Raw genomic sequence first — 18,741 nt, 5'->3', positions numbered from 1 at the left:
CGCCCACTTACAATTTACTATGCTTCGAGTAGCACTAGATTCCGAAACGTCGTTTTCCACGATCGACGGTCACATATACATCCGATCCTCGGGGAGGTCTTCGTCGCGGGCGTCCATCCGCTCGGCGAGTTCGGCGTAGTACTGTTCGATCTCGCCCGCGAACGCTTCGAGCGGGCCGGCGTCGACGTCGAGGCCGTACACCGACTGGACCGTCTCGACGAGGCGGATCGACGCCTCGACGTCGGGCACGCGGGCGTGGACGGGCGTCACGTACGTGCAGACGCCGAGCGGCGAGTCGAGGCCGCGCTCGATGAGCGCCGCGTTGGTCCCGTCGAGGAACCCCCGCCCCATCGGCGGGATCGGGGACTCCCCGAGGTACCGCTCGCGGTAGTCGTCGGTCGCGATGTAGTACGTCCGGTGGTCGTCCGGCCCGTGGGGGATGGGCACGCCCGAGAGGATCGCCACGTCGCGGACGCCGTTCGCCTCGGTCCAGTCGAGGATCGCGTCCGCGAAGGCCCGCCCGGCGCCGACGGGGACGAACAGCTCGCCGACGAGGACCGAGACGTCGAGGTCGTCGCGGGAGAACAGCCGGGTGTGATGTCGCGGTCGACCCTCCTCGAAGGGCGTGACGGTGGGGAGCCCCTCCGCCGAGAGGTGGCCCTGCTCGCGGAGGTCGAGGTGATCGACGAGGTAGTCGACGGCGGTCAGCCCCGCGAGGCCGAACGACGAGAGGCCGACGAGAAGCGTCTCGCTCGGGTCGGCGTCGTGGGTGATCGTGAAGTCGGGCTCGCGGTCGGAGGCGCCTGCCATACCGATCCGACACGGAGCGGTGACTTATCACTTTACCCGGACGGGAAGAACGCTTTTTGTTCGCCCCCGTCGTGGACGGAGATATGCAGTCGGCTACGACGGCCGCGAGCACCACGGCCCCCGCCAGCGGACCGATCGCGGCGACGGTGCCGCAGTGGCTCCAGTTCCCGGGGTGGCGGATCGTCGGCGCAGTCCTGATGTTGGGCCTCGGCGTCCTCCTCTCGCGGTACGTCGTCAGGCTGGTCGGGCGCTCTGTCGCCAAGCAGTTCCGACGCCAGAGCGTCGCACAGACCGTCTTGCGCCTGATTCGGGTCAGCGTCGTGCTGCTCGCCGCCGGCGGCGCGGCCAGGATTCTCGGCCTCGAAGTCGGCGATCTGGTCCTCTCGGTGACGGTGTTCTCGGCGGTCCTGGGTATCGTCCTCGCGCCGATCGTCGGGAGCATCATCAACGGCCTGTTCATCCTCGCCGACCAGCCGTACGAGATCGGCGACCTCATCGAACTGACCGACGGTCGCCGCGCCTTCGTCGACGAGATCACGATCCGCTACACGAAGCTGTTCACGCTCAACAACACCTTCCTCGTGATTCCGAACTCGGTGATCCGCGATCAGCTGGTCACGAACTACTCCGCCGAGGACGAGCGCGTTCGGCTCTCGCTCGACGTCCTCGTCACCTACGAGTCGGACACCGAGCGCGCGAAGCAGCTGCTCCGCAGCGCAGCCGCCGACGACGAGGCGGTCATCGGCGGCGGTCCGGACATCCGCATCGGGAGCGCCCGGTACCCCGCGCGGCCGACGGTCCTCCGCTCGGAGTTCGCCGACGACGGCGTGCTCCTCCGACTGCGCTACTGGGCGCACAAGCCGTACAAGATCCCGACCGTCGAGTCGCGGGTCCGCGACCGGATCTGGGACGGCGTCGCCGAGACCGACGGCGACGTCGAGTTCGCGTACCCGCACCGTCACCTCGTCTTCGACGACACGAGCGGGACGCTGGACGCGACGGTCGGGAAGCGAGGGGACCGATCCGACGTCGCCGCCGAAGCGGCGCCCGCGACGCGTCGGGAGCGGGACGCCGAGATCGCTGACGGGCCACCGTCGGAAGGCGCCCCGCCCGGAGACGCGTCCTCGGGCGCGGGCGAGGAGTGACCCGAGCGCCGCCGAGGTCGCGAGGCCGGGGCCCCCCGCGGCGTCGGGTCCTACTCGGCCTGGACGGTGATCACGGTACACTCCAGCTTCTCGCGGAGGTACGACTCGATGTCGGGGTCGTCGAGGAAGCGCCGGAGCATACTCCGCCACCGGCTCGCCTGTTTGGAGCCCAAGACGACGATGTCGGCCTCGTCGGCCGCGACCTCCTCGAGGATGGTCTCCTCGACGAGGAACCCCCGCCGGACCACGTACCGCGTCCGGTCCTGCGGGCCAAAGGCGACCTCGACCGCGCGCTTCAGTTCGGCGCGGGTCACGCCGTGGCTCTCCTGGTAGAGGTCGACGTGCAGGACCGTGAGCTCGGCCTCCCGCTCGTCGGCGATCCGGATCGCCTCCGACAGCGTCGCTCGCGAGTGCTTCGACAGCGGATACCGGACGGGGACCACGACGCGCGTCATCGTCGGAGCGAACGCCCCCGCGGCCCCTGAACGTTTCCACTCGGCCGCGGGATCGGCGGCGCGGTCCCGCGTCTCATTCCGACTCCCCGCGGAGCGCCGACTCCGCCTCGTCGGCTCCGTATCGCCGGACGCGCCCCTCGACGGCCGCGCCGACGCCGAACTCCCGGGCGTAGGCGGCGAGCACCTCGAACTGGATGTCGCCCTCGCCCGCGCGGTGTCGCTCGCCGAGCGTCGGGAACTCGTGGTCCGTATGCAGGAGATAGGCGGACGTAGCGATCGTGTAGCGCCGCTCGGGATCGATCGGCTCGCCGCCGACGCGGACCGAGAGCAGCTCGTCGGAGCCGTCGTCCCAGCGGACGGACAGCCCCGAGAAGTGGCCGTGCCACCAGCCGGGCTCGCCGAAGTCGACGACGCTGGCCGCGGACTCGCGGGCGATCTCGCGGAGTTCCGCGCCGGTGACCTCCGCGCGGACGACGTGCTCCTCGAAGGGGATGACGCTCACGAGGTCGGCGACGGTCACGTCGCCCGACAGCGGCGGCCCGTTGCGGATCCCGCCGCTGTTCTGGAGGCCGACGTCGGCGCCGAGCGACCACCGGTAGGCGTCGGCGACGAAGTTGCCGAGTCGGCACTCGCCGCCGAAGACCGTCTCCTCGCTCCGGTCCAGTGGCTCCGCAACGCGGGCGACCACCTCGTCCAAGCCGGCGGCGTCGACGCGGCCTTCGAGGGCCTCGACGACGTCCTCGGCGACTGGCGCGTCGCCCGTCTCGTGGCGTACGACGTCGATCCCGTCGCCGAGGCGGACCTCGAAGATCACGTGACCGTTCGCGCCCGGCCGGAGCAGGGGCGTCCCGGTGACCCGCTCCCGGCGCTCGGCGTGGACGTGCCCCCCGAGGACGAGGTCGACGTCGACCCGGCGGACCAGTTCGTCGTCGCCACCGCCCAGGTGCGAGACGGCGACGACGTAGTCGACGTCACGCTCGCGGAGGGATGCGACGGCCTCGGCGGCGGCCTCGTAGGGGTCCGTGACCCGGATGTCGCCGGCCATCGGATTCAGCGACGGCGTCGCCGGGTCGGTGACGCCGAAGAACCCCAGGCGCGCCCCGTCGACCTCGATCACGGTCGCGGGGGCGACGTGGTCGCCCGCGAAGCGCTCGCCGTCGGCGTCGAAGACGTTCGCGGAGAGCCAAGTCTGGGGCGCGTCGGCGACGAGGTCCCGCGCCGCCGCCGGCCCGTAGTCGAAGTCGTGGTTGCCGAAGGTCTCGACGTCGGCGTCGACAGCGCGGAAGAAATCGAGCGCCTGCCGGCCGCGCTCGATGAGCGAGAGCACGCCCGGCGCGGTGTCGTCGCCGCTGCCGCAGACCACCGCGTCCGGGCCGTCGAGCGAGCGCACCGCGCCCGCCAGCCGACCCACGCGGACCGGGTCGTCGTAGACGTTCTCGATGTCAGAGTAGTGGAGGAGACGCGGCATTGTCACTGACTGGTCGGGCGACGGAGAAGAAATCGTCGGTGTGTCACGGTCGGGCCGACGCGCCGGTCGTCGCGGCCGGGCTCGCGTCCGCTAGTCGCCGTCTCGGAGCTGGAACGCGACGGTGACCTCCGCCTGGTACTCTCTGTCTTCGACGGAGGCGATCTCGACGCCGAGTTCGTCCACCTCGATCCAGTGGACGTTGTCGAGCGTCTCCTCCGCGCGGTCGATCGCGTCGTCGACCGCCTCGTCGAAGCTCTCTCCGCTACGACCGATTAGGGTGACCTTCTTGAAGACCATCGCCGTGCGGAGGTACAGCACGGAGCACGATAAGTCTCGGGGAGGCGGCGGCTGTCGCTCGTCACCCCAACGCCGCCCAAGATATGTCAGCTCGCGTCGAATAGCTACTTTCGGCCGCGACCACAGGGCGACGTATGAAACGACGGTCGTATCTCTCGGCCCTCGGCGTCGGCCTGCTCGCCGGCTGTGCCGGGACGGACCGACGCGGGACGTCGGGCGGGGCCGACACGGTGTCGGGGTCCACGACGGGGGCACCGCAGACCTCGACTCCGCGAGAGCGGCCGAACACGATCTTCGTCGCGCCTGACGGCTCCCTCGGCGCGTCGGGGACGAGCGACGACCCGCACAAATTCATCCAGGAGGCGGTAGAACGCGCGCGACCGGGGGACACCGTCCACGTTCGACCCGGGGCGTACACTGAAAAGATCGAGCCCCCGCACGGGGGCGAACCGGGCGCGCCGATCACGATCACCGGGCCACCGGAGGCGGTCCTCCGGAGCGATCCACGGATCTATAACGTCGTGTTCATTCGTCACAGCCACATCCACCTGACGGGGCTCTCGATCGACGGGCTGGAGAATCCCGACGCGCCCGACGATGTCAACTCCTACAGCCGCGCGCAGTTGGTCCAGGCCCGGCCGCCGACGGACACCGACGAGTACCTCGAAGACCTCGTGATCGCGCCGCACCGCATCGGCAACACGCAGAAGTCGCTGGTGAGCCTCGAACGCACCCAGCACTCGACGGTCGGGCCGTTCGAGGTGATCGGCCCCGCGGGGACGAAGTACTTCCTGACCGACACGCCGGGGCACAACGGCGAAATCGTCTACGTCGGGACCTCACCGAGCAACCTCGGGAAAGACTGGCACCCCTGGACCGAGTACGACCGGACGTCGGACATCCACGTGCATCACCTCGACAACAGCGCGGGCCACCCCCACTCCGAGATCGTGAACACGAAACTGGGTACCTCGGACATCCTCGTCGAGTACTGCACCGACGGCGGCGGCTCGGCGAACACCGAAGACTCCCCGGCGGCGTCCGTGCGGTTCCAGAGCTTCGGCGCGACCGTCCGGTGGTGCGACCTGCGGAACGGGAACGGCCACGGCGTCGAAGTGGGAAGCTACAAGGCTCGCGACGCGCGGGCGGCGAAAGACGACCCCTCGGAGATCGAACGACGCGGCGGCGCCGACAACGCCGTCTACGGGAACCGAATCACCGGCTTCGACGACAAAGCGATCGCGTTCCCCGCCGTCAGGGGCCAGGACGACCAGCGGGCAGTCTGCGGGAACACGTACGACGGTGCGACAGACGGAACGCCGGATCGGGCCTGTCCCGACGACCTCCCGCGGAGCGACGGAATCGGTCACACGGCCGGGGCAAGCGGACGGTGAAGCGGCGCCGGATCAGCCCTGCGCCGCTTCGAGTCGCGCCGTCAGGGCGTCGATGACATCCGAGAGCTGATTGCTCCCGTAGATGGCCACGAGGACCGCGCCGACGGTGTCGAAGACGAGATCCAGCATCGAGTCCCCGAGGCCGTACTGGGTGAGGACGCCCGGCGTTCCCGTGAGCGAGGCCGCGAGGCCGATGGCGAATTCGATCACCTCCCAGAAGACGCCGAACGCGAGGACGAAAAGCAGGATGAAGACGAACTGGAACCGCGGCGGGAACGTGACGGCGTCCGAGTGGATGTCGACCGCGCGGGTCGTCGCGTAGCCGACGGCCGCGACGAGGCTGGCCGACAGCGCGTGCGTCAGGTGGTCCCACCACCAGATGTCGGCGTAGGGCTTGCCGATCCCCGGAATCGTGATCGTCCCCAGCCCGTGGAGGAAGACCGCGGCCGTGATCCACAGCGCGAGGCCGGCGTCGATCGGGATGCCGAGGTCCTCTTCGAGGACGCCCGGCAGGAACGTCACGAGCAGGCCCACGAGCGCGTTCACTGCGACCCCCGCGTTGCGGAGCGCGAGGCCGCTCAGGAACATCAGCGCCAGGAGGAACTGCATCGCGCGCGCGGCCTGACGCTGGCGCCGCACGGTGATCTGGAGGTTGTCGCGGACCCTCATCGGGTGGGCACCTCCTCGCCGTCGGGCCTGGTGCCCGGCTCGGCGTCGGGGATCCGTTTCAGGAGGCGGGCGTGCCGCCGGAAGTAGTACTCGAACAGGACGCCGGCGGCGACGCCGGCGAGCGTCGCGGCGACGAAGTCCCACATCAGCGCCTCCTCGATGACGTGCTCCGTCCGGCCGTCGTAGAGGAACCGCGTCCCGATGAGGACGTCCGAGAGCCACCGGACGACCGCCCAGAGGCCCGCGGCGGCCATCGTCGTCACGACGACGAAGACGACCGCGAAGCGGTGGTTCATCTTCACGCCCGTGAACACGTCCAGTTCGACGGCGATCAAGAGCGCGAGCGCCGCCACGGCGACGTAGGTGATGATCCGCCCGGAGAACGTCATCCCGCCGACGGTCTCGCCGGCGACGAGCGCGCGGGAGACGATCGGCAGCGCCGCCAGGAAGACGACCTCCCAGGGCAGCATCGCCGTCGGGCGGCGGCGGGCGACCGGCGGGATCAACGCGACCACCAGAACCGCGACGGTGAACCCCGCCCACTCCAGTTCCCCGTCGAGGAACTGCCCGACCGCCGCGGCCGCCAGGAACAGCGCGATGCTCCCCGCGAGGGCGGCGTTGACGCGGCGGCTCTCGACGACGCTCGACAGCCCGGAGTCCGACATACCGACGGGTAGGTACCGCCGGATACAAAACGGTTCGTGGGTCGGTAGCGACGCGGTCGACGAGCCGCGAGCTCTCGGTCCGTTCGAGTCGGTCGGGCCGGCATCGAAAAACGCGCGGTGTCGGCTCCGACGCCGACGGCGTTCAGGAGGCGTCCGGCAGGTGGACGTCGTAGTCGCCGTCGTCGTCGACGCCGATCACGGCCCACTCGTATCCCGGATCGACGCTCGCGAGCCGATTCTGTACGTCCCCTGTCGCTTCCTTCGGCGCGACGAAGCATCGGAACTGATAGTCGTTCGACGGCTCGCCGCCGTCCGCGAGCGCGCGGCGTCCGTTGAGGTCGTCGCCGTCCGCAAGCGCCGTGACGCGGACGGTGCGCCACTTTCGCTCGGCGACGAACTCCGCGCCGTCGCCAGAGACACTGTAGCCCAGCCGACTGAAGATCGCCCGGGCGTCCTCCGAGGGAGGCATGCTGACAGGGGGCATGTACTCGGACCTACGACAGCCTGGTGCATAAAGCTTGTTACGGTATCACACACCTGGGAATCGCGGGCGACGGAGGCTCAGATTCCGATTTCAGTCGGATTACTCGTGGGCGGCGTCCCACTCGTCGGGCTTGCGGATGTTGCCGCAGACGTTGCACTCGATTCTACCCATCGTGTCCATCGCGTTGTCCGCCGACTCGCAGTTCGCACAGAAGAACCCCCAGCGCTCCGTCCCGTCGGGGGTCGCGTAGGCGACGTAGAACGGCCCCTTGGCCCCCCGTTCGGCCCGGTCGCGATCGACGTACACCGTCTCGCCGCCGGGCGCGGCGACGGGATCGAGTTCGACAGCCATACCCGGGGTTGACGACGTGGCAGTATAGGCCTCACGCTCGGCCCGTCGGTGGGGGGCCGGCCGCGTTACGTCCGGAAGGATTCGCCGCAGCCGCACTCGCTGACGACGTTCGGGTTCTCGACGTGGAAGCCCGCGCCCTGGAGGCCGCCCTCGTAGCGCAGCGTCGAACCGCCGACGTAGTTCTGGCTCGCCGGGTCGACGAAGACCCGGAGGCCGTGCTGTTCGACGACCGCGTCGTCGGGCTCCGGCTCGTGATCGAACCGCATCCCGTAGGAAAGGCCCGCACAGCCGCCCTGCTGGACGAACAGGCGCAGTCCCGCCTCGTCGGTGTCGAGCCCCTCGGACTCGATGAGGCCGAGCGCCTCCTCGGCAGCCTCCTGGGTGACGGTGACGGTCGCGTCGGCGTCGCCGCCGGCCGTCTCTGTACTCATACACACCCCTTCCGCGCCGACGATGTTAATGTTGACGCCACCGACCCCCCGAGGGGATAACCGGATCCCATTACGCCGGCCTGCGAGGGTTATATCCCCTCCGCTCGCGAACCCCCAGGTATGTACGACACCATCCTCGTTCCGACCGACGGCAGCGACCAGGCCAACGCGGCGCTCGACCACGCGGTGGGGCTGGCGCGGGACCACGGCGCGACGCTCCATCTCCTCTATGTCGCGGACAGCAACCGCGACAGCGTCACGACGCTCGGCGGCGAGGTCGTCGACGCGCTCGAACAGGAGGGCGAGCGGATCCTGGCCGACGCGACAGAACGCCTCACCGACACCGTCGACCTCGTCGACGCCGTGGAGACGGGCGATCCGGTCGAAACGATCCTCGATTACGCCGACGCCGTCGACGCCGACGTCATCGTGATGGGCACCCACGGTCGCCGCGGGCTCGATCGGTATCTCCTCGGGAGCACGACCGAGCGGGTCGTGCGACGCTCTCCGGTGCCCGTCCTGACGATCCGCAGCGAGGACTCCGACTGATCGTTCGGGCTCGTCCCCGCTCTCACTCTCGCTCTCGCTCCTCGTCTCCGGACGGGAGCGCTTCGAGGTCCGCGCCCGCCGCGCCGGTCTCGACGGGGCGGACGCCGCGTCCGACGACGAGGCCCGGCAGATCGCTCTCCCCGGAGACGAGCACGTCCTCGAAGCCCGCAGTCTGCAGCGCGGCCGCGAGTCCGTCCGCCGAGGTCGTCGCGACGGTTCGGCGCTCGGTCGCCACCGCCGCGTCGCCGGTCCGCCGGTCGGTGACGCGGTAGTCGACGACGGCGGTGCCGTCGCCGGCCACGTCGACCGCGCGCTCCAGGAAGTATCGCGCGCCGCTGTACGTCTCGACTCCGGGCTCGATCACCGCATCTGGGTCGGTCGGCGCCGCGACGACGACGATGCCGCCGGGGCGGAGCGATCCGTAGGCGGCCACACAGAGGTCCAGCGGCCCGTATCGCGCGGCGCTACGCTCTAAGACACAGGCGGCGTCGAAGGCGGCTCCGACCGGGGGATCTGTCGGCCAACCCCTGACGACAGCCTCGCCGCGCGCGGCCGGAAAGCGGAGGTACGCGCGGGCGTCGTCGACGCCGACGACGTCGTACCGCGCGCTCAGCGGCCCGAGGAGCGCGCCGATCCCGCAGCCGAGTTCGAGGACCCGCTCGACGTCCGCCGGGAAGCGAGTCCGGACGAGGTGGGCGCGCCGCTCGCCCCACGTCTCGGGGACGGTCCGCGCGTGGATCGGCGCGAGCGTCGTGTCGGCGGCGTGGTCGCCCGCGGGGTCGTCGAGGACGGCGCGGCAGGCGTCGGCGAACGTCGGCGGGCGGCGGGCGACCATCCGTTACTCGGGCTCCGCCTCGGGGCCGGAATCGGATCCCGCCCCGGCGTCTCCGTCGTCGAACCGCGCCCTGACGCTCTCGGCGTGAGCCTCCAGCCCCTCGGCCTCGGCGAGCGTCGTGATCGTGTCCGCGAGGCCGTCCAGGCCGTCGCGGTCGAGGCGCTGGACCGTCGTCGATCGGAGGAACGCGTCGACCGAGAGGCCGCCGTAGCGCTTCGCGCCGCCTGAGGTCGGGAGCACGTGGTTCGTCCCGGAGGCGTAGTCGCCGGCCGCGACGGGCGTGTGCGGTCCGAGGAAGACGCTCCCGGCGTTCGTGATCCGGTCCAACAGGGCCTCGTCGTCGTCGGCCTGGATCGAGAGGTGTTCGGCGGCGTACTCCTCGGCGAACAGCACCGCCTCGGACATCGAGCGGGCGTGGAGGACGCCCGAGGCGTCGTTTTCGAGCGCCTCGCGGATCACCCCGGCGCGCTCGCGCTCGTCGATCTCGCTTCCTGCGGCCTCGACGACGTCTGCGGCGAGCGCCTCGTCGTCAGTGACGGCGACGACCGACGCGGCGGGGTCGTGTTCGGCCTGCGCGACGAGGTCGGCGGCGACGAGGTCGGGGTCGGCCGTCTCGTCGGCGAGCACCAGGACCTCCGAGGGCCCGGCCAGGAAGTCGATGTCGACGTCGCCGCGGACGGCCGCCTTCGCCGCGGTGACCCACTTGTTTCCGGGGCCGACGACCTTCTGGACGCCCGTGACGCTCTCTGTCCCGTACGCCAGCGCGCCGATCGCCTGCGCGCCGCCGACGCTGTAGATCCGGTCCGCGCCCGCGACGTGGGCGGCCGCGAGCGTCACCGGATTCAGTTCCTCGGCCGGGGGCGTCGCGAGCGCGACGTGGTCGACGCCCGCGACCTTCGCGGGCACGACGCCCATCAGGACGCTGGAGGGGTAGGCGGCGGTCCCGCCGGGGGCATAGACGCCGACGCGTTCCAACGGGCGGAAGCGGCGGCCGAGCTCCCGGACGCCGCCCGAGTCGCCGCCGAACGAGTCCCGCCAGTCCTCGGGGACCTGCCGCTCGTGGAACGCCCGGACGTTCGCCGCGGCGGTCTCGATCGCCTCGCGCACCTCGGCGTCGATCTCGTCGTAAGCCCGCTCGGCGTCGTCGGTCACGTCGAGGTTGCCCACCTCCACGCCGTCGAACTCCCGGCAGAACTCCCGGACGGCCACGTCGCCCTCGGTCCGCACCCGGTCGACGATCTCCTCGACGTCGCTCCGGACGTCGCTCACGCCCGCGTCGCGGTCGAAGAAGGCCGCGCGCTCGTCGGGCGAGAGGTCGGAGACGGCCCGCACTTCAAGCACCATACCGCGCGGTTCGGCGCCTGCGGGTAAGGACGTTCCGGATCCGGGAGTGAGGTGCCGGTCAGGCGACCTGCCGCTCGTCGCTGAACGTCACGGTCTGGTCGGCCGTCTCGACGGTCGTCTGGACGGTGATCCAGCCGTCGTTGTTCTGGACCGCGAGCGCCTCCGAGTAGGACAGTTCGACCTGGCGGGTCGTCGTATACGACTCGCCGGCACCGAGCGTGCCGACGCCCTCCTGGCCGCGCCAGATGACGTCGTCGTCGCTGCCGACGCCTCGGCCGGCGAAGATCCGCGTGTAGACGGTGATGTCCGAGGCCGTCGTGTCCTGCTGATTCACGAGCGTCGAGGTGACGTTCCGGCAGGTCGTCCCGCAGGACGTGATGTCCTCGATCACGAATCCGAACGGCGGCGTCGGCGTCGCTGTCGCCGTCGCGGTCGCGTCGCCGGAGCCGCCGCCGGTCTCCGTCGCCGTGCTCGGTCCCGGCGTCTCGGTCGGGAACGGTGCCGTGCTCTCGTCGCCGTTTCCGGGGAGCAGATCGCCGCCGATGACGGCGGCCCCGCCGCCGACCGCGACCAAGAGCGCGATGATGATGATCGGTTTGCCTTCCATAGCCAACTCAGCGGGAGGGGTCCTGCGTTCGCCTCGCTATTCGTCCGACCCGCCCAAAGTGGTATCGGTCACCCTCCGAGAGGGCCGGGATCGGCTCACGGAGTCGTCGTCGCGGTGTCCGTGTCCGATCCGTCGGTCGAACTCTCGTCGCCGTTCCCGGCCGCCTCGCTCACGTTCGGCCCCAGGGAGTCCAGCGTGCCGTCGATGAACTGCTGGATCAGCCCGTGGATATTCGAGACGAAGTCCGGGACGGGACCGGGCAGCTCGTCCGGCGGCCCGGCGTCGCCCGCCTCCTCGGCACCTGACTGCGCCTGTGCGGGCGCGTCGCCGGCCGCGTCCGCGCTTCCGGCGTCTGACTGGGCTGTGCTTCCGGGCGCCGCGACCGCCGCGCCCGTCGCGGCGACGAGCACCGCGAGCGCGGCGGCGAGTATCGTTGTTCGCTTCATCGTCGATCCTCACCCGGACGGACGACCCGAGAGTACCTAAACCGGGACGACCGTGAACCGCGGTTCGGCCGGTTTTCCCGCCGTTTTTCCGCCGTTTAATCCGGATTAAGCCGGACGCCCGCCGATCGGTCGCCAGGGCCGGGGTGATCGGGCATCCGTCCGGCCATCCCGCGCGGCGCGCGCCTCACACGCGAGCGAAGACGCGGGCCGGTGCGCCGTCGACGTCCACGGCGAGGGGCACGACGCACAGCTCGAACGCGCGGTCGGGAAGCGTCCCGAGGTCGCGGACGTTCTCGACGATCGGCAGGCCCGCCCCGAGGAGCGCGCGGTGCGCGTCGAAGCCGTCTCCGCCGGTCGGGTCCGGACTGAGCGCGTCGACCGCGACCGCGACGCCCGCCTCCGCGCACCGCCGGGCCGTCTCGGGAGCGAGGTACGGGTGGTCGGTCATCCGACCTGTCCCCCAGGCGTCGCTCCAGCCCGTCCGGAAGACGACCGCGCCGACGTCGTCGAGCGGGAGCGGATCGAGCGCCGCGGCCCCGATCGCCTCGTTCGCGCCCGCGCCGCGGCAGTCGACCACTCGGGCGCGGAATCGGAGGTCCGCGAGCGAGAACGATCCGAGGGTCGCGCCGTCGGGTTCGGTGTGGGCCGGCGCGTCGACGTGCGTGCCGGCGTGACTGCCGAGGGCGATGCGGGAGACGCGGTAGCCGTCGTCCGTGTGGGTCGCGTGGGGCTCGATTCGGACCTCCGGATCGCCGGGATACGTCGGCATTCCGGACTCGACCGGCCGCGTGAGATCGACGATGTCGCGGTCGACCCCGTCGCCCTCCGTCGATCCCGCGTCCGGCCCCCGGCTCACGGGTGCGTCCAGTAGGCGACCGACTCCTCGGTGCCGTGGTCGTCGACGCGGGCGAAGCCGATCCGCTCGAACTGGACGACGTCGTCGACGTCAGTCCCGGCGAAGTCGGGCTCTGCGACGCCGCTCACGTCGCCGTCGGGCGTCCGCATCCGCACCTCGACGTTGTCTTCGGCCGGCGCCCAGTGGATCACGTCGACGCCGCCCTCGCGCACCGCGTCGATGGAATCGCCGGTCGCCACGAGCGCGTCGCCCTCGCGACGGACGCAGGCGTAGCCCTTCAGCCAGACGCGCTCGCCCTCCGCGGGCACGTCCTCGGGCTCGACGACGACGCGATCGGCCGGGATCGTCCGCTCGCCGCGCTCCTCGTGGTCGGGGTGCAGCGGCGGGTGTCCCGCGTCGGGGCCGCCCTCGACATCGAATGCTCGCCCGTCGCGGACGAGGAAGTAGCGCGCGGCCTCGTCGTCGACGAGCTCTCTGTTCTCGGCGTAGATCGAACTCATCGAGAGGTCGACGTTCGAGGTCGAGGTCCCGAGCGCCGTGAGCGCCTCGACGACGGCCTCGCCGCGGATCCCCCGCCGACGGAGGCTCTGAAGGGTCGGCGCTCGCGGGTCGTCCCAGCCGTCGAGTTCGCCGGCGTCGATCTTCGCTTTGAGCTCCGAGGTCGAGAGCTTCACGTCGTAGGCGTCGACCTGGACGTGACCCCAGTGGACGACCTCGGGGTACTCCCAGTCGAAGTAGTCGTAGACGAACTGCTGGCGCTTCGCGGAGTCCTGGAGGTCGATGCCGCGGATGATGTGGGTGACGCCCGTGAGGTGGTCGTCGACGCCCGACTGGAAGTCGAGCATCGGCCAGCACCGGTAGGACGCGGCCTCCTCGCGCGGGTGCGGCGTGTCGATCATCCGGAAGGCGACCCAGTCGCGCAGCGCGGGGTTCTTGTGCTCGATGTCGGTCCGGACCCGGAGGACCATCTCGCCGGCGTCGTACTCGCCGTCGACCATTTCCTCGAACTCCGCCATCGTCGTCGACTCGTCCTTGTCGCGGTGCGGGCACGCCTCGCCGCTGTTCTTCAGGTCCGAGAAGGCCTCGCCCGAACACGAGCAGGTGTAGGCGCCGCCGCACTCGATCAGTTCGCGGGCGTGCTCGTAGTAGGTCCCCAGGCGATCGGAGGCGACGATGACCTCGTCGGGCTCGAAGCCGAGGTAGTCGATGTCCTCCAGGATGGCGTCGTAGGCGTCCAGATCCGGGCGCTTCGTCTCGGGGTCGGTGTCGTCGAAGCGGACGACGAACGATCCGTCGTAGCGCTCCTTGTACGTCCCGATGACCGCGGGCATCCGCGCGTGGCCGATGTGCCAGGGGCCGTTGGGGTTCGGCGCGGCGCGCATCCGCACCTCGTCGTAGTCCTCAGCGTTCGGGAGGTCCGGGAGGTCGTGGTCGTCGCCCTCGTCTTCGGCCTCGATCTCGGCCAGCTCCTCGGGCGCGAGCTCTTCCAGCCGCTCGCGCTTTTCCTCGGTCGAGAGGTCGTTGACGCGGGCGACGACGCCGCCGACCACGCCCGGGATCTCGTCGCCGTGTTCCCGGAAGTCGGGATTCTCGCCCATCAGCGGGCCCATCACGGCGCCGACGTCGGCGTCGCTCTCGTACTTGACCGCGTTGAGCAGGGCGTGTTTCTCCGCCGCGCGCTCGACGCGCTCGCGTAGATCGTCGTCCATTAGGCGTCGGTGCGTCCTCCCCGGTAAAAACAGAAGCGGATTCCGGGGGCCGGAGCGGTCGCGGTTCCGCTCGTGCTCGTCTTCGGCGTCGTCGTCGGTCGCTCCCGCCGACTCACATCTCCGTCGAGTCCCGCTCTCGCGTCATAATGACGCCGCTCACGAGCATCAACAGGGCGAGAAACACCATCCCGGCGTCCCACCCCATCCCGGCGCTGATCGCGCTTTCGCCCATCATCCCGCCGTCCGCCATCCCGCCGTTCATCGATCCCGGACCCGACCCGCCCATCGTCGTCATCCCGGCCCCCGACAGCGCCTGGAGCAGGAGCATCACGGCGGCGTATCCGATCATCAGCGGGCCGCTCGTACTCCGCAGTCGCGACGCGTAGCTCGTGAGCAGGACGGCCCCGTGGACGAGCACGACGACGCCGATCGCGGCCATCAGCCACCCGCCGACGCCCATCCGCGCCGTCATCGAGGCGCTCCACAGCGAGTACAGACCCGAGGCGAACGCGATCGCCGCGCCGTACAGCCGCGTGTTCGAGACCATATCTCGCCTTCACCCGCCGCCGACAAGAACCGTCCGGCCGCGCGGGACCGCCGCCTCACTGTTTTGTCGGTGGCTCTGTAATCCCCCGGCGATGTCTTTCGCCCCCGACCGCGTCCGCACGGTCACCTTCGACTCGTACAGCACCATCGTCGACGTCGACGCCGCCGAGGCCGCCCTCGCGGACCGAGTCGACGACCCCGAGCCGGTCTCGAAGCTCTGGCGGGCGCGCTCGATCGAGTACACCTTCGTCGCCAACCACGTCGACGCCTACCAGCCCTTCTACGAGATGAACCGCGACGCGCTCCAGTACGCGCTCGACGCCCACGGCGTCGACATCCGGGACTCGGAACGCGACGAGATCCTGGCCGTCTACCACGAACTCGACGTCTTCGACGACGTCCGGGACGGGATCGAACGGCTCCGCGAGGCGGGCTACGACTGTTACGTCGTCTCCAACGGCAACCCCGAGATGCTGGCCTCGATGGTCGACCACGCCGAGATCGGCGACCTGATCGCGGACACGATCAGCGCCGACGAGGTGCGGACGTTCAAGCCCGACGCCGAACTCTACCGCCACGCCGCCGCACGGACGGGGACGCCGATCGACGAGATCGCGCACGTGACCGCCGCGTGGTTCGACGTGTACGGCGCCCAGCACGCCGGGATGCAGGGCGTCCGGGTCGATCGGAAGGGCGACCCCTGGGACGGCTTCGGCGGCGACCCGGACCTGACGGTCGAGACGTTCGACGAACTGGCCGAGGCGCTGTCGGCGTGAGCGGTGAGGCGACCGCGGGAGAACGCGGTCGCGTCAGTACCCGCGGGTGATGAGGTAGTCCGCGATGTCCGCGAGCAGGTCGCGCGCCTCGTTGTCCGGCAGGACGTCGAGGTGCTCTTTCGCCCGCGCGGTCAGCTCTTCGGCCTTCTGTTCGGCGTACTCGATCGACCCGGCGGCTTCGAGCCGCTCGACCGCCGCCTCGATCTCCGCCTCGGAGACGTCGTCGACGTCGTCGGTCTCGACGAGGCCGTCCACGTCGACGCCTTGCTGACGGGCGTGGAGCGTGATGAGCGTCTCCTTGTTCTCGACGAGGTCCGAGCCGCGCTGCTTGCCGAGCTGCTCCGAGGAGACGGTCAGATCGAGGACGTCGTCCTGGATCTGGAACGCCCGCCCGGAGTCGATGCCGTAGCGGTAGAGCGCCTCCACCACGTCGTCGTCGGCGCCCATCAGCGTCGCGGCCGTCGCGGTCGCGGTCCCGTACAGCACCGCGGTCTTCAGCTCGATCATCTCCAGGTACTCCTCGGGGAGCACCTCGGTCCGGCGCTCGAACTCGATGTCGAGCGCCTGACCCTCGCAGATCTGCGTGCAGGTCGTCGCCAGCCGCCGGACGGCTTCGAGGCCGTTCGCGGGGTCGGCGCCCGTCTCCGAGAGCAGCTCGAAGGCCTTCGCATAGAGGGTGTCGCCCGCGAGGATCGCGGTCTCGGTGTCGTACTCCTTGTGGACCGCGGGGACGCCGCGACGGAGGTCGTCGTCGTCCATTATGTCGTCGTGGATGAGCGTGAACGACTGGATGACCTCGATGCTCGTGGCCGCCGACATCACGTCGATCTCCGTGCCGTCGAGCGCGGGGAACGCGCGGTAGTCCGCAGACAGCGGCTCGACGTCCGCCAGCGCCTCGGCGGTCAGAAGCGAGACCGTCGGCCGGAGCCGCTTGCCGCCGGCCTTCAAGAGGTAGCGCGTCGCCTCGTAGAGCCGCTCGGGCGATCCCATCGGCACGTCGTCGTCGAGCGCGTCGTTGACGAGTTCGCGCCGCGCGGCGATGGCCTCGAGCACCCGTTCCTCCGTCGCTTCCGAGCTCATCTCACTCCACCAGCTGGATCATATTGCCGTTCCGCGTGACGTGCAGGTCCCGCCCCATCGCGTAGCCCTGCGACTCCGCGAGGTCGACGTAGGGCGCCAGCCCCTCGAGGTTCTGGTGAGCCGGGATGATGTGCTGGGGCTGGAGCGCGTCGATCATCTGGTAGTGGCCCTCCTCGCGTAGGTGGCCCGAGACGTGGATCTCGTCGTAGATGCGGGCGCCCTGCATCTTCAGGAGGCGCTCGGACTGGTAGCGCTGGCCCTCGTTGGTCGGCTCGGGGATGACCCGCGCCGAGAAGATGACCTTGTCGCCGTCCTCGATCTCGTAGGGGGTCTCGCCGCGACCCATCCGGGTGAGCATCGCGCGCGGCTCGCCCTGGTGGCCGGTCACGATGGGCAGGTAGTTCTCCTTGCCCTCCTTCATGATCCGCTTGAACGTCCGGTCGACGGACTTGCGATGGCCGTACATCCCGACGTCGTCGGGGAAGTCGACGAAGCCGAGCCGCTCGGCCGTCCCGGAGTACTTCTCCATCGAGCGGCCGAGGAGCACGGGCTGGCGCCCGATGTCCTTGGCGAACTCGACGATCGAGGAGACCCGCGAGACGTGCGAGGAGAACGTCGTGGCGACGATGCCGCCGTCGTAGTCCTCGATGGAGCGGATCGTGTCTTCGAGGTGCGAGCGCGCGTGGGACTCCGAGGGCGTCCGGCCCTTCCGGCCCGCGTTGGTGCAGTCTTCGATGTAACAGAGGACGCCGTTGTCCTCGCGGCCGATCTCGCGGAACCGCTCCATATCGATCGGGTCCTCCAGGACCGGCGAGTGGTCCATCCGCTTGTCGAGGCCGTAGACGATCGCGCCCTCGGGCGTGTGGAGGACGGGGTTGATCGCGTCGATGATCGAGTGGGTCACGTGGACGAACTCGAGTTCGACGTTGCCGGAGTCGCCGATCGACATCGTCTCGCCGGCCTCCATCTTCACGAGGTCGTTGTTGAAGCTCTCGGAGAACTTCGTCTCGCCTTCGACCTGCTGTTTCACCAGCTCGATCGTGAAGGGCGAAGCCACGACCGGCGCGTTGTACCGGTGCGCGAGCTTCGAGATGGCACCGATGTGGTCGAGGTGACCGTGCGTCGGCACGATGGCCTGCACGTCGCCCTCGAGGTCGGACATCACCCGGTCGTCCGGGATGGCGCCCATGTCGATCAGATCGAGGCTGTGCATCTTTTCGGTCTCCACGTTGTCGTGGATCAGGACCTGACTGAGGTTCAGGCCCATATCGAAGATGACGACGTCGTCGCCCGCGCGAACGGCCGTCATCTGTCGACCGACCTCTTCGTATCCGCCGATTGTCGCAATTTCGATTTCCATAGTCGAATCCGAGCATCGAAAGCCACCGGTTCGGACGGTCGTCGCGACTGTCCGCCGACGTGGCGAGGGTGCTCACGTAAACGTCCCGTCGAGTTCCGTGGCCCCGGGTGGGCCGGTCTCGGGACCGATCGGCCCCGGCGTCTTGCAGCGCGTCGGTCGTCGGTCCCGCGTGCCCGGCGGTCGGGCACTTGCCCGCGGGAGTCTGGTACGAACCCATTCTCGGCCTGGTACTAAAAACTAACCGGGTTGGCGCTCGCCCGTCTCGCGCCGCCGGACGAGCACTCGGGTCACGCGCTTGTTCAAAGACGCCGGCCCTGATTCTCACCGTTTGTACCGGCGCAGTCGGGTAGTCAGAAAGCCGTATTGGCGAGCGATTCGACCGTTCGAAACGGGGACAGAATCGGATCGGAGTTATCGGATTCGATATTTCCGAGGCAAGGTTCATTAGCCTATCTGGTAGTCGT

22 protein-coding genes are annotated in these 18,741 nt (G+C 69.9%); 4 read left to right on the top strand and 18 right to left on the bottom strand.

Going from position 1 to position 18,741, the window contains the following annotated elements; genetic code table 11:
- Positions 1 to 69 precede the first annotated feature (69 nt).
- Complete coding sequence (locus OS889_RS10985) at positions 70 to 810, bottom strand: proteasome assembly chaperone family protein (RefSeq protein ID WP_372389824.1); 741 nt, start codon at positions 808 to 810, stop codon at positions 70 to 72.
- 83 nt (positions 811 to 893) lie between these two features.
- On the opposite strand from OS889_RS10985, the gene OS889_RS10980 reads away from it, so the two are divergent.
- On the top strand, positions 894 to 1,955 hold the full coding sequence (locus OS889_RS10980; protein ID WP_372389823.1) for a mechanosensitive ion channel family protein: 1,062 nt from the start codon (positions 894 to 896) through the stop codon (positions 1,953 to 1,955).
- A gap of 50 nt (positions 1,956 to 2,005) precedes the next feature.
- On the opposite strand, the gene OS889_RS10975 is transcribed toward OS889_RS10980, so the two are convergent.
- From OS889_RS10975 to OS889_RS10965, 3 genes are all read right to left on the bottom strand, one after another.
- Positions 2,006 to 2,410: a universal stress protein gene (locus OS889_RS10975; RefSeq protein WP_372389821.1), complete on the bottom strand. Its 405-nt coding sequence runs from the start codon at positions 2,408 to 2,410 to the stop codon at positions 2,006 to 2,008.
- Positions 2,411 to 2,483: 73 nt separating this feature from the next.
- Positions 2,484 to 3,878: a bifunctional metallophosphatase/5'-nucleotidase gene (locus OS889_RS10970; RefSeq protein WP_372389820.1), complete on the bottom strand. Its 1,395-nt coding sequence runs from the start codon at positions 3,876 to 3,878 to the stop codon at positions 2,484 to 2,486.
- 90 nt (positions 3,879 to 3,968) lie between these two features.
- Positions 3,969 to 4,175, bottom strand: coding sequence for a dodecin (locus OS889_RS10965; protein ID WP_372389819.1), 207 nt, complete (start codon positions 4,173 to 4,175; stop codon positions 3,969 to 3,971).
- A gap of 134 nt (positions 4,176 to 4,309) precedes the next feature.
- On the opposite strand from OS889_RS10965, the gene OS889_RS10960 reads away from it, so the two are divergent.
- Positions 4,310 to 5,569 carry a right-handed parallel beta-helix repeat-containing protein gene (locus tag OS889_RS10960; RefSeq protein WP_372389817.1) on the top strand — a complete coding sequence of 420 codons (1,260 nt, stop codon included), beginning with the start codon at positions 4,310 to 4,312 and terminating at the stop codon, positions 5,567 to 5,569.
- Between the two features lie 12 nt (positions 5,570 to 5,581).
- Here OS889_RS10960 and OS889_RS10955 read toward each other — a convergent pair whose 3' ends face one another.
- The 5 genes from OS889_RS10955 to OS889_RS10935 all read right to left on the bottom strand — a co-directional run bounded on the left by OS889_RS10955 (position 5,582) and on the right by OS889_RS10935 (position 8,169).
- Complete coding sequence (locus OS889_RS10955; RefSeq protein ID WP_372389816.1) at positions 5,582 to 6,238, bottom strand: DUF2238 domain-containing protein; 657 nt, start codon at positions 6,236 to 6,238, stop codon at positions 5,582 to 5,584.
- Entirely contained in the window at positions 6,235 to 6,903 is a 669-nt protein-coding gene (locus tag OS889_RS10950) for a hypothetical protein (protein ID WP_372389814.1), read from the bottom strand. The genes OS889_RS10955 and OS889_RS10950 overlap by 4 nt, the downstream gene beginning before the upstream one ends.
- 142 nt (positions 6,904 to 7,045) lie before the next feature.
- Positions 7,046 to 7,387, bottom strand: coding sequence for a DUF7116 family protein (locus OS889_RS10945; RefSeq protein WP_372389813.1), 342 nt, complete (start codon positions 7,385 to 7,387; stop codon positions 7,046 to 7,048).
- 99 nt (positions 7,388 to 7,486) lie between these two features.
- Positions 7,487 to 7,738, bottom strand: coding sequence for a DUF5816 domain-containing protein (locus OS889_RS10940; protein ID WP_372389812.1), 252 nt, complete (start codon positions 7,736 to 7,738; stop codon positions 7,487 to 7,489).
- A gap of 65 nt (positions 7,739 to 7,803) precedes the next feature.
- Positions 7,804 to 8,169 (bottom strand): HesB/IscA family protein, encoded by a 366-nt coding sequence (locus OS889_RS10935; RefSeq protein WP_372389811.1) that lies wholly within the window; start codon positions 8,167 to 8,169, stop codon positions 7,804 to 7,806.
- 120 nt (positions 8,170 to 8,289) lie between these two features.
- Between OS889_RS10935 and OS889_RS10930 the strand changes: the two genes are divergently transcribed.
- Positions 8,290 to 8,718 carry a universal stress protein gene (locus OS889_RS10930; RefSeq protein ID WP_372389809.1) on the top strand — a complete coding sequence of 143 codons (429 nt, stop codon included), beginning with the start codon at positions 8,290 to 8,292 and terminating at the stop codon, positions 8,716 to 8,718.
- A 22-nt stretch (positions 8,719 to 8,740) separates the two neighbouring features.
- On the opposite strand, the gene OS889_RS10925 is transcribed toward OS889_RS10930, so the two are convergent.
- The 7 genes from OS889_RS10925 to OS889_RS10895 form a co-directional block, all read right to left on the bottom strand.
- Positions 8,741 to 9,553 (bottom strand): class I SAM-dependent methyltransferase, encoded by an 813-nt coding sequence (locus OS889_RS10925; RefSeq protein WP_372389808.1) that lies wholly within the window; start codon positions 9,551 to 9,553, stop codon positions 8,741 to 8,743.
- A 3-nt stretch (positions 9,554 to 9,556) separates the two neighbouring features.
- Positions 9,557 to 10,897 carry a histidinol dehydrogenase gene (gene hisD / locus OS889_RS10920; RefSeq protein WP_372389806.1) on the bottom strand — a complete coding sequence of 447 codons (1,341 nt, stop codon included), beginning with the start codon at positions 10,895 to 10,897 and terminating at the stop codon, positions 9,557 to 9,559.
- Positions 10,898 to 10,955: 58 nt separating this feature from the next.
- A complete protein-coding gene (locus OS889_RS10915; protein WP_372389805.1) occupies positions 10,956 to 11,504 on the bottom strand; it encodes a hypothetical protein in 549 nt (182 codons plus the stop codon).
- 95 nt (positions 11,505 to 11,599) lie between these two features.
- On the bottom strand, positions 11,600 to 11,950 hold the full coding sequence (locus tag OS889_RS10910) for a hypothetical protein (protein WP_372389804.1): 351 nt from the start codon (positions 11,948 to 11,950) through the stop codon (positions 11,600 to 11,602).
- A gap of 184 nt (positions 11,951 to 12,134) precedes the next feature.
- Positions 12,135 to 12,806: a cyclase family protein gene (locus OS889_RS10905; protein ID WP_372389802.1), complete on the bottom strand. Its 672-nt coding sequence runs from the start codon at positions 12,804 to 12,806 to the stop codon at positions 12,135 to 12,137.
- Complete coding sequence (locus OS889_RS10900) at positions 12,803 to 14,515, bottom strand: glutamate--tRNA ligase (protein ID WP_372389801.1); 1,713 nt, start codon at positions 14,513 to 14,515, stop codon at positions 12,803 to 12,805. Before OS889_RS10900 ends, OS889_RS10905 begins: the two co-directional genes overlap by 4 nt.
- A 112-nt stretch (positions 14,516 to 14,627) precedes the next feature.
- Positions 14,628 to 15,062, bottom strand: a complete 435-nt coding sequence (locus tag OS889_RS10895) for a hypothetical protein (RefSeq protein ID WP_372389800.1) — start codon at positions 15,060 to 15,062, stop codon at positions 14,628 to 14,630.
- 91 nt (positions 15,063 to 15,153) lie between these two features.
- Between OS889_RS10895 and OS889_RS10890 the strand changes: the two genes are divergently transcribed.
- Positions 15,154 to 15,837 carry a haloacid dehalogenase type II gene (locus tag OS889_RS10890; RefSeq protein ID WP_372389799.1) on the top strand — a complete coding sequence of 228 codons (684 nt, stop codon included), beginning with the start codon at positions 15,154 to 15,156 and terminating at the stop codon, positions 15,835 to 15,837.
- A 33-nt stretch (positions 15,838 to 15,870) separates the two neighbouring features.
- On the opposite strand, the gene idsA3 is transcribed toward OS889_RS10890, so the two are convergent.
- Together idsA3 and OS889_RS10880 are read right to left on the bottom strand one after the other, a co-directional pair.
- Positions 15,871 to 16,917: a geranylfarnesyl diphosphate synthase gene (gene idsA3 / locus OS889_RS10885; RefSeq protein WP_372389798.1), complete on the bottom strand. Its 1,047-nt coding sequence runs from the start codon at positions 16,915 to 16,917 to the stop codon at positions 15,871 to 15,873.
- A 1-nt stretch (position 16,918) separates the two neighbouring features.
- Positions 16,919 to 18,277 carry an RNase J family beta-CASP ribonuclease gene (locus OS889_RS10880; protein ID WP_372389797.1) on the bottom strand — a complete coding sequence of 453 codons (1,359 nt, stop codon included), beginning with the start codon at positions 18,275 to 18,277 and terminating at the stop codon, positions 16,919 to 16,921.
- Between the last annotated feature and the right edge of the window lie 464 nt (positions 18,278 to 18,741).

This window comes from Halobellus sp. MBLA0158 (assembly GCF_041477585.1).
GTDB lineage: Archaea > Halobacteriota > Halobacteria > Halobacteriales > Haloferacaceae > Haloquadratum > Haloquadratum rubicundus.
The sequence above is the reverse complement of the archived record's forward strand: the minus strand, read 5'-3'. Positions and strand labels throughout refer to the sequence as shown.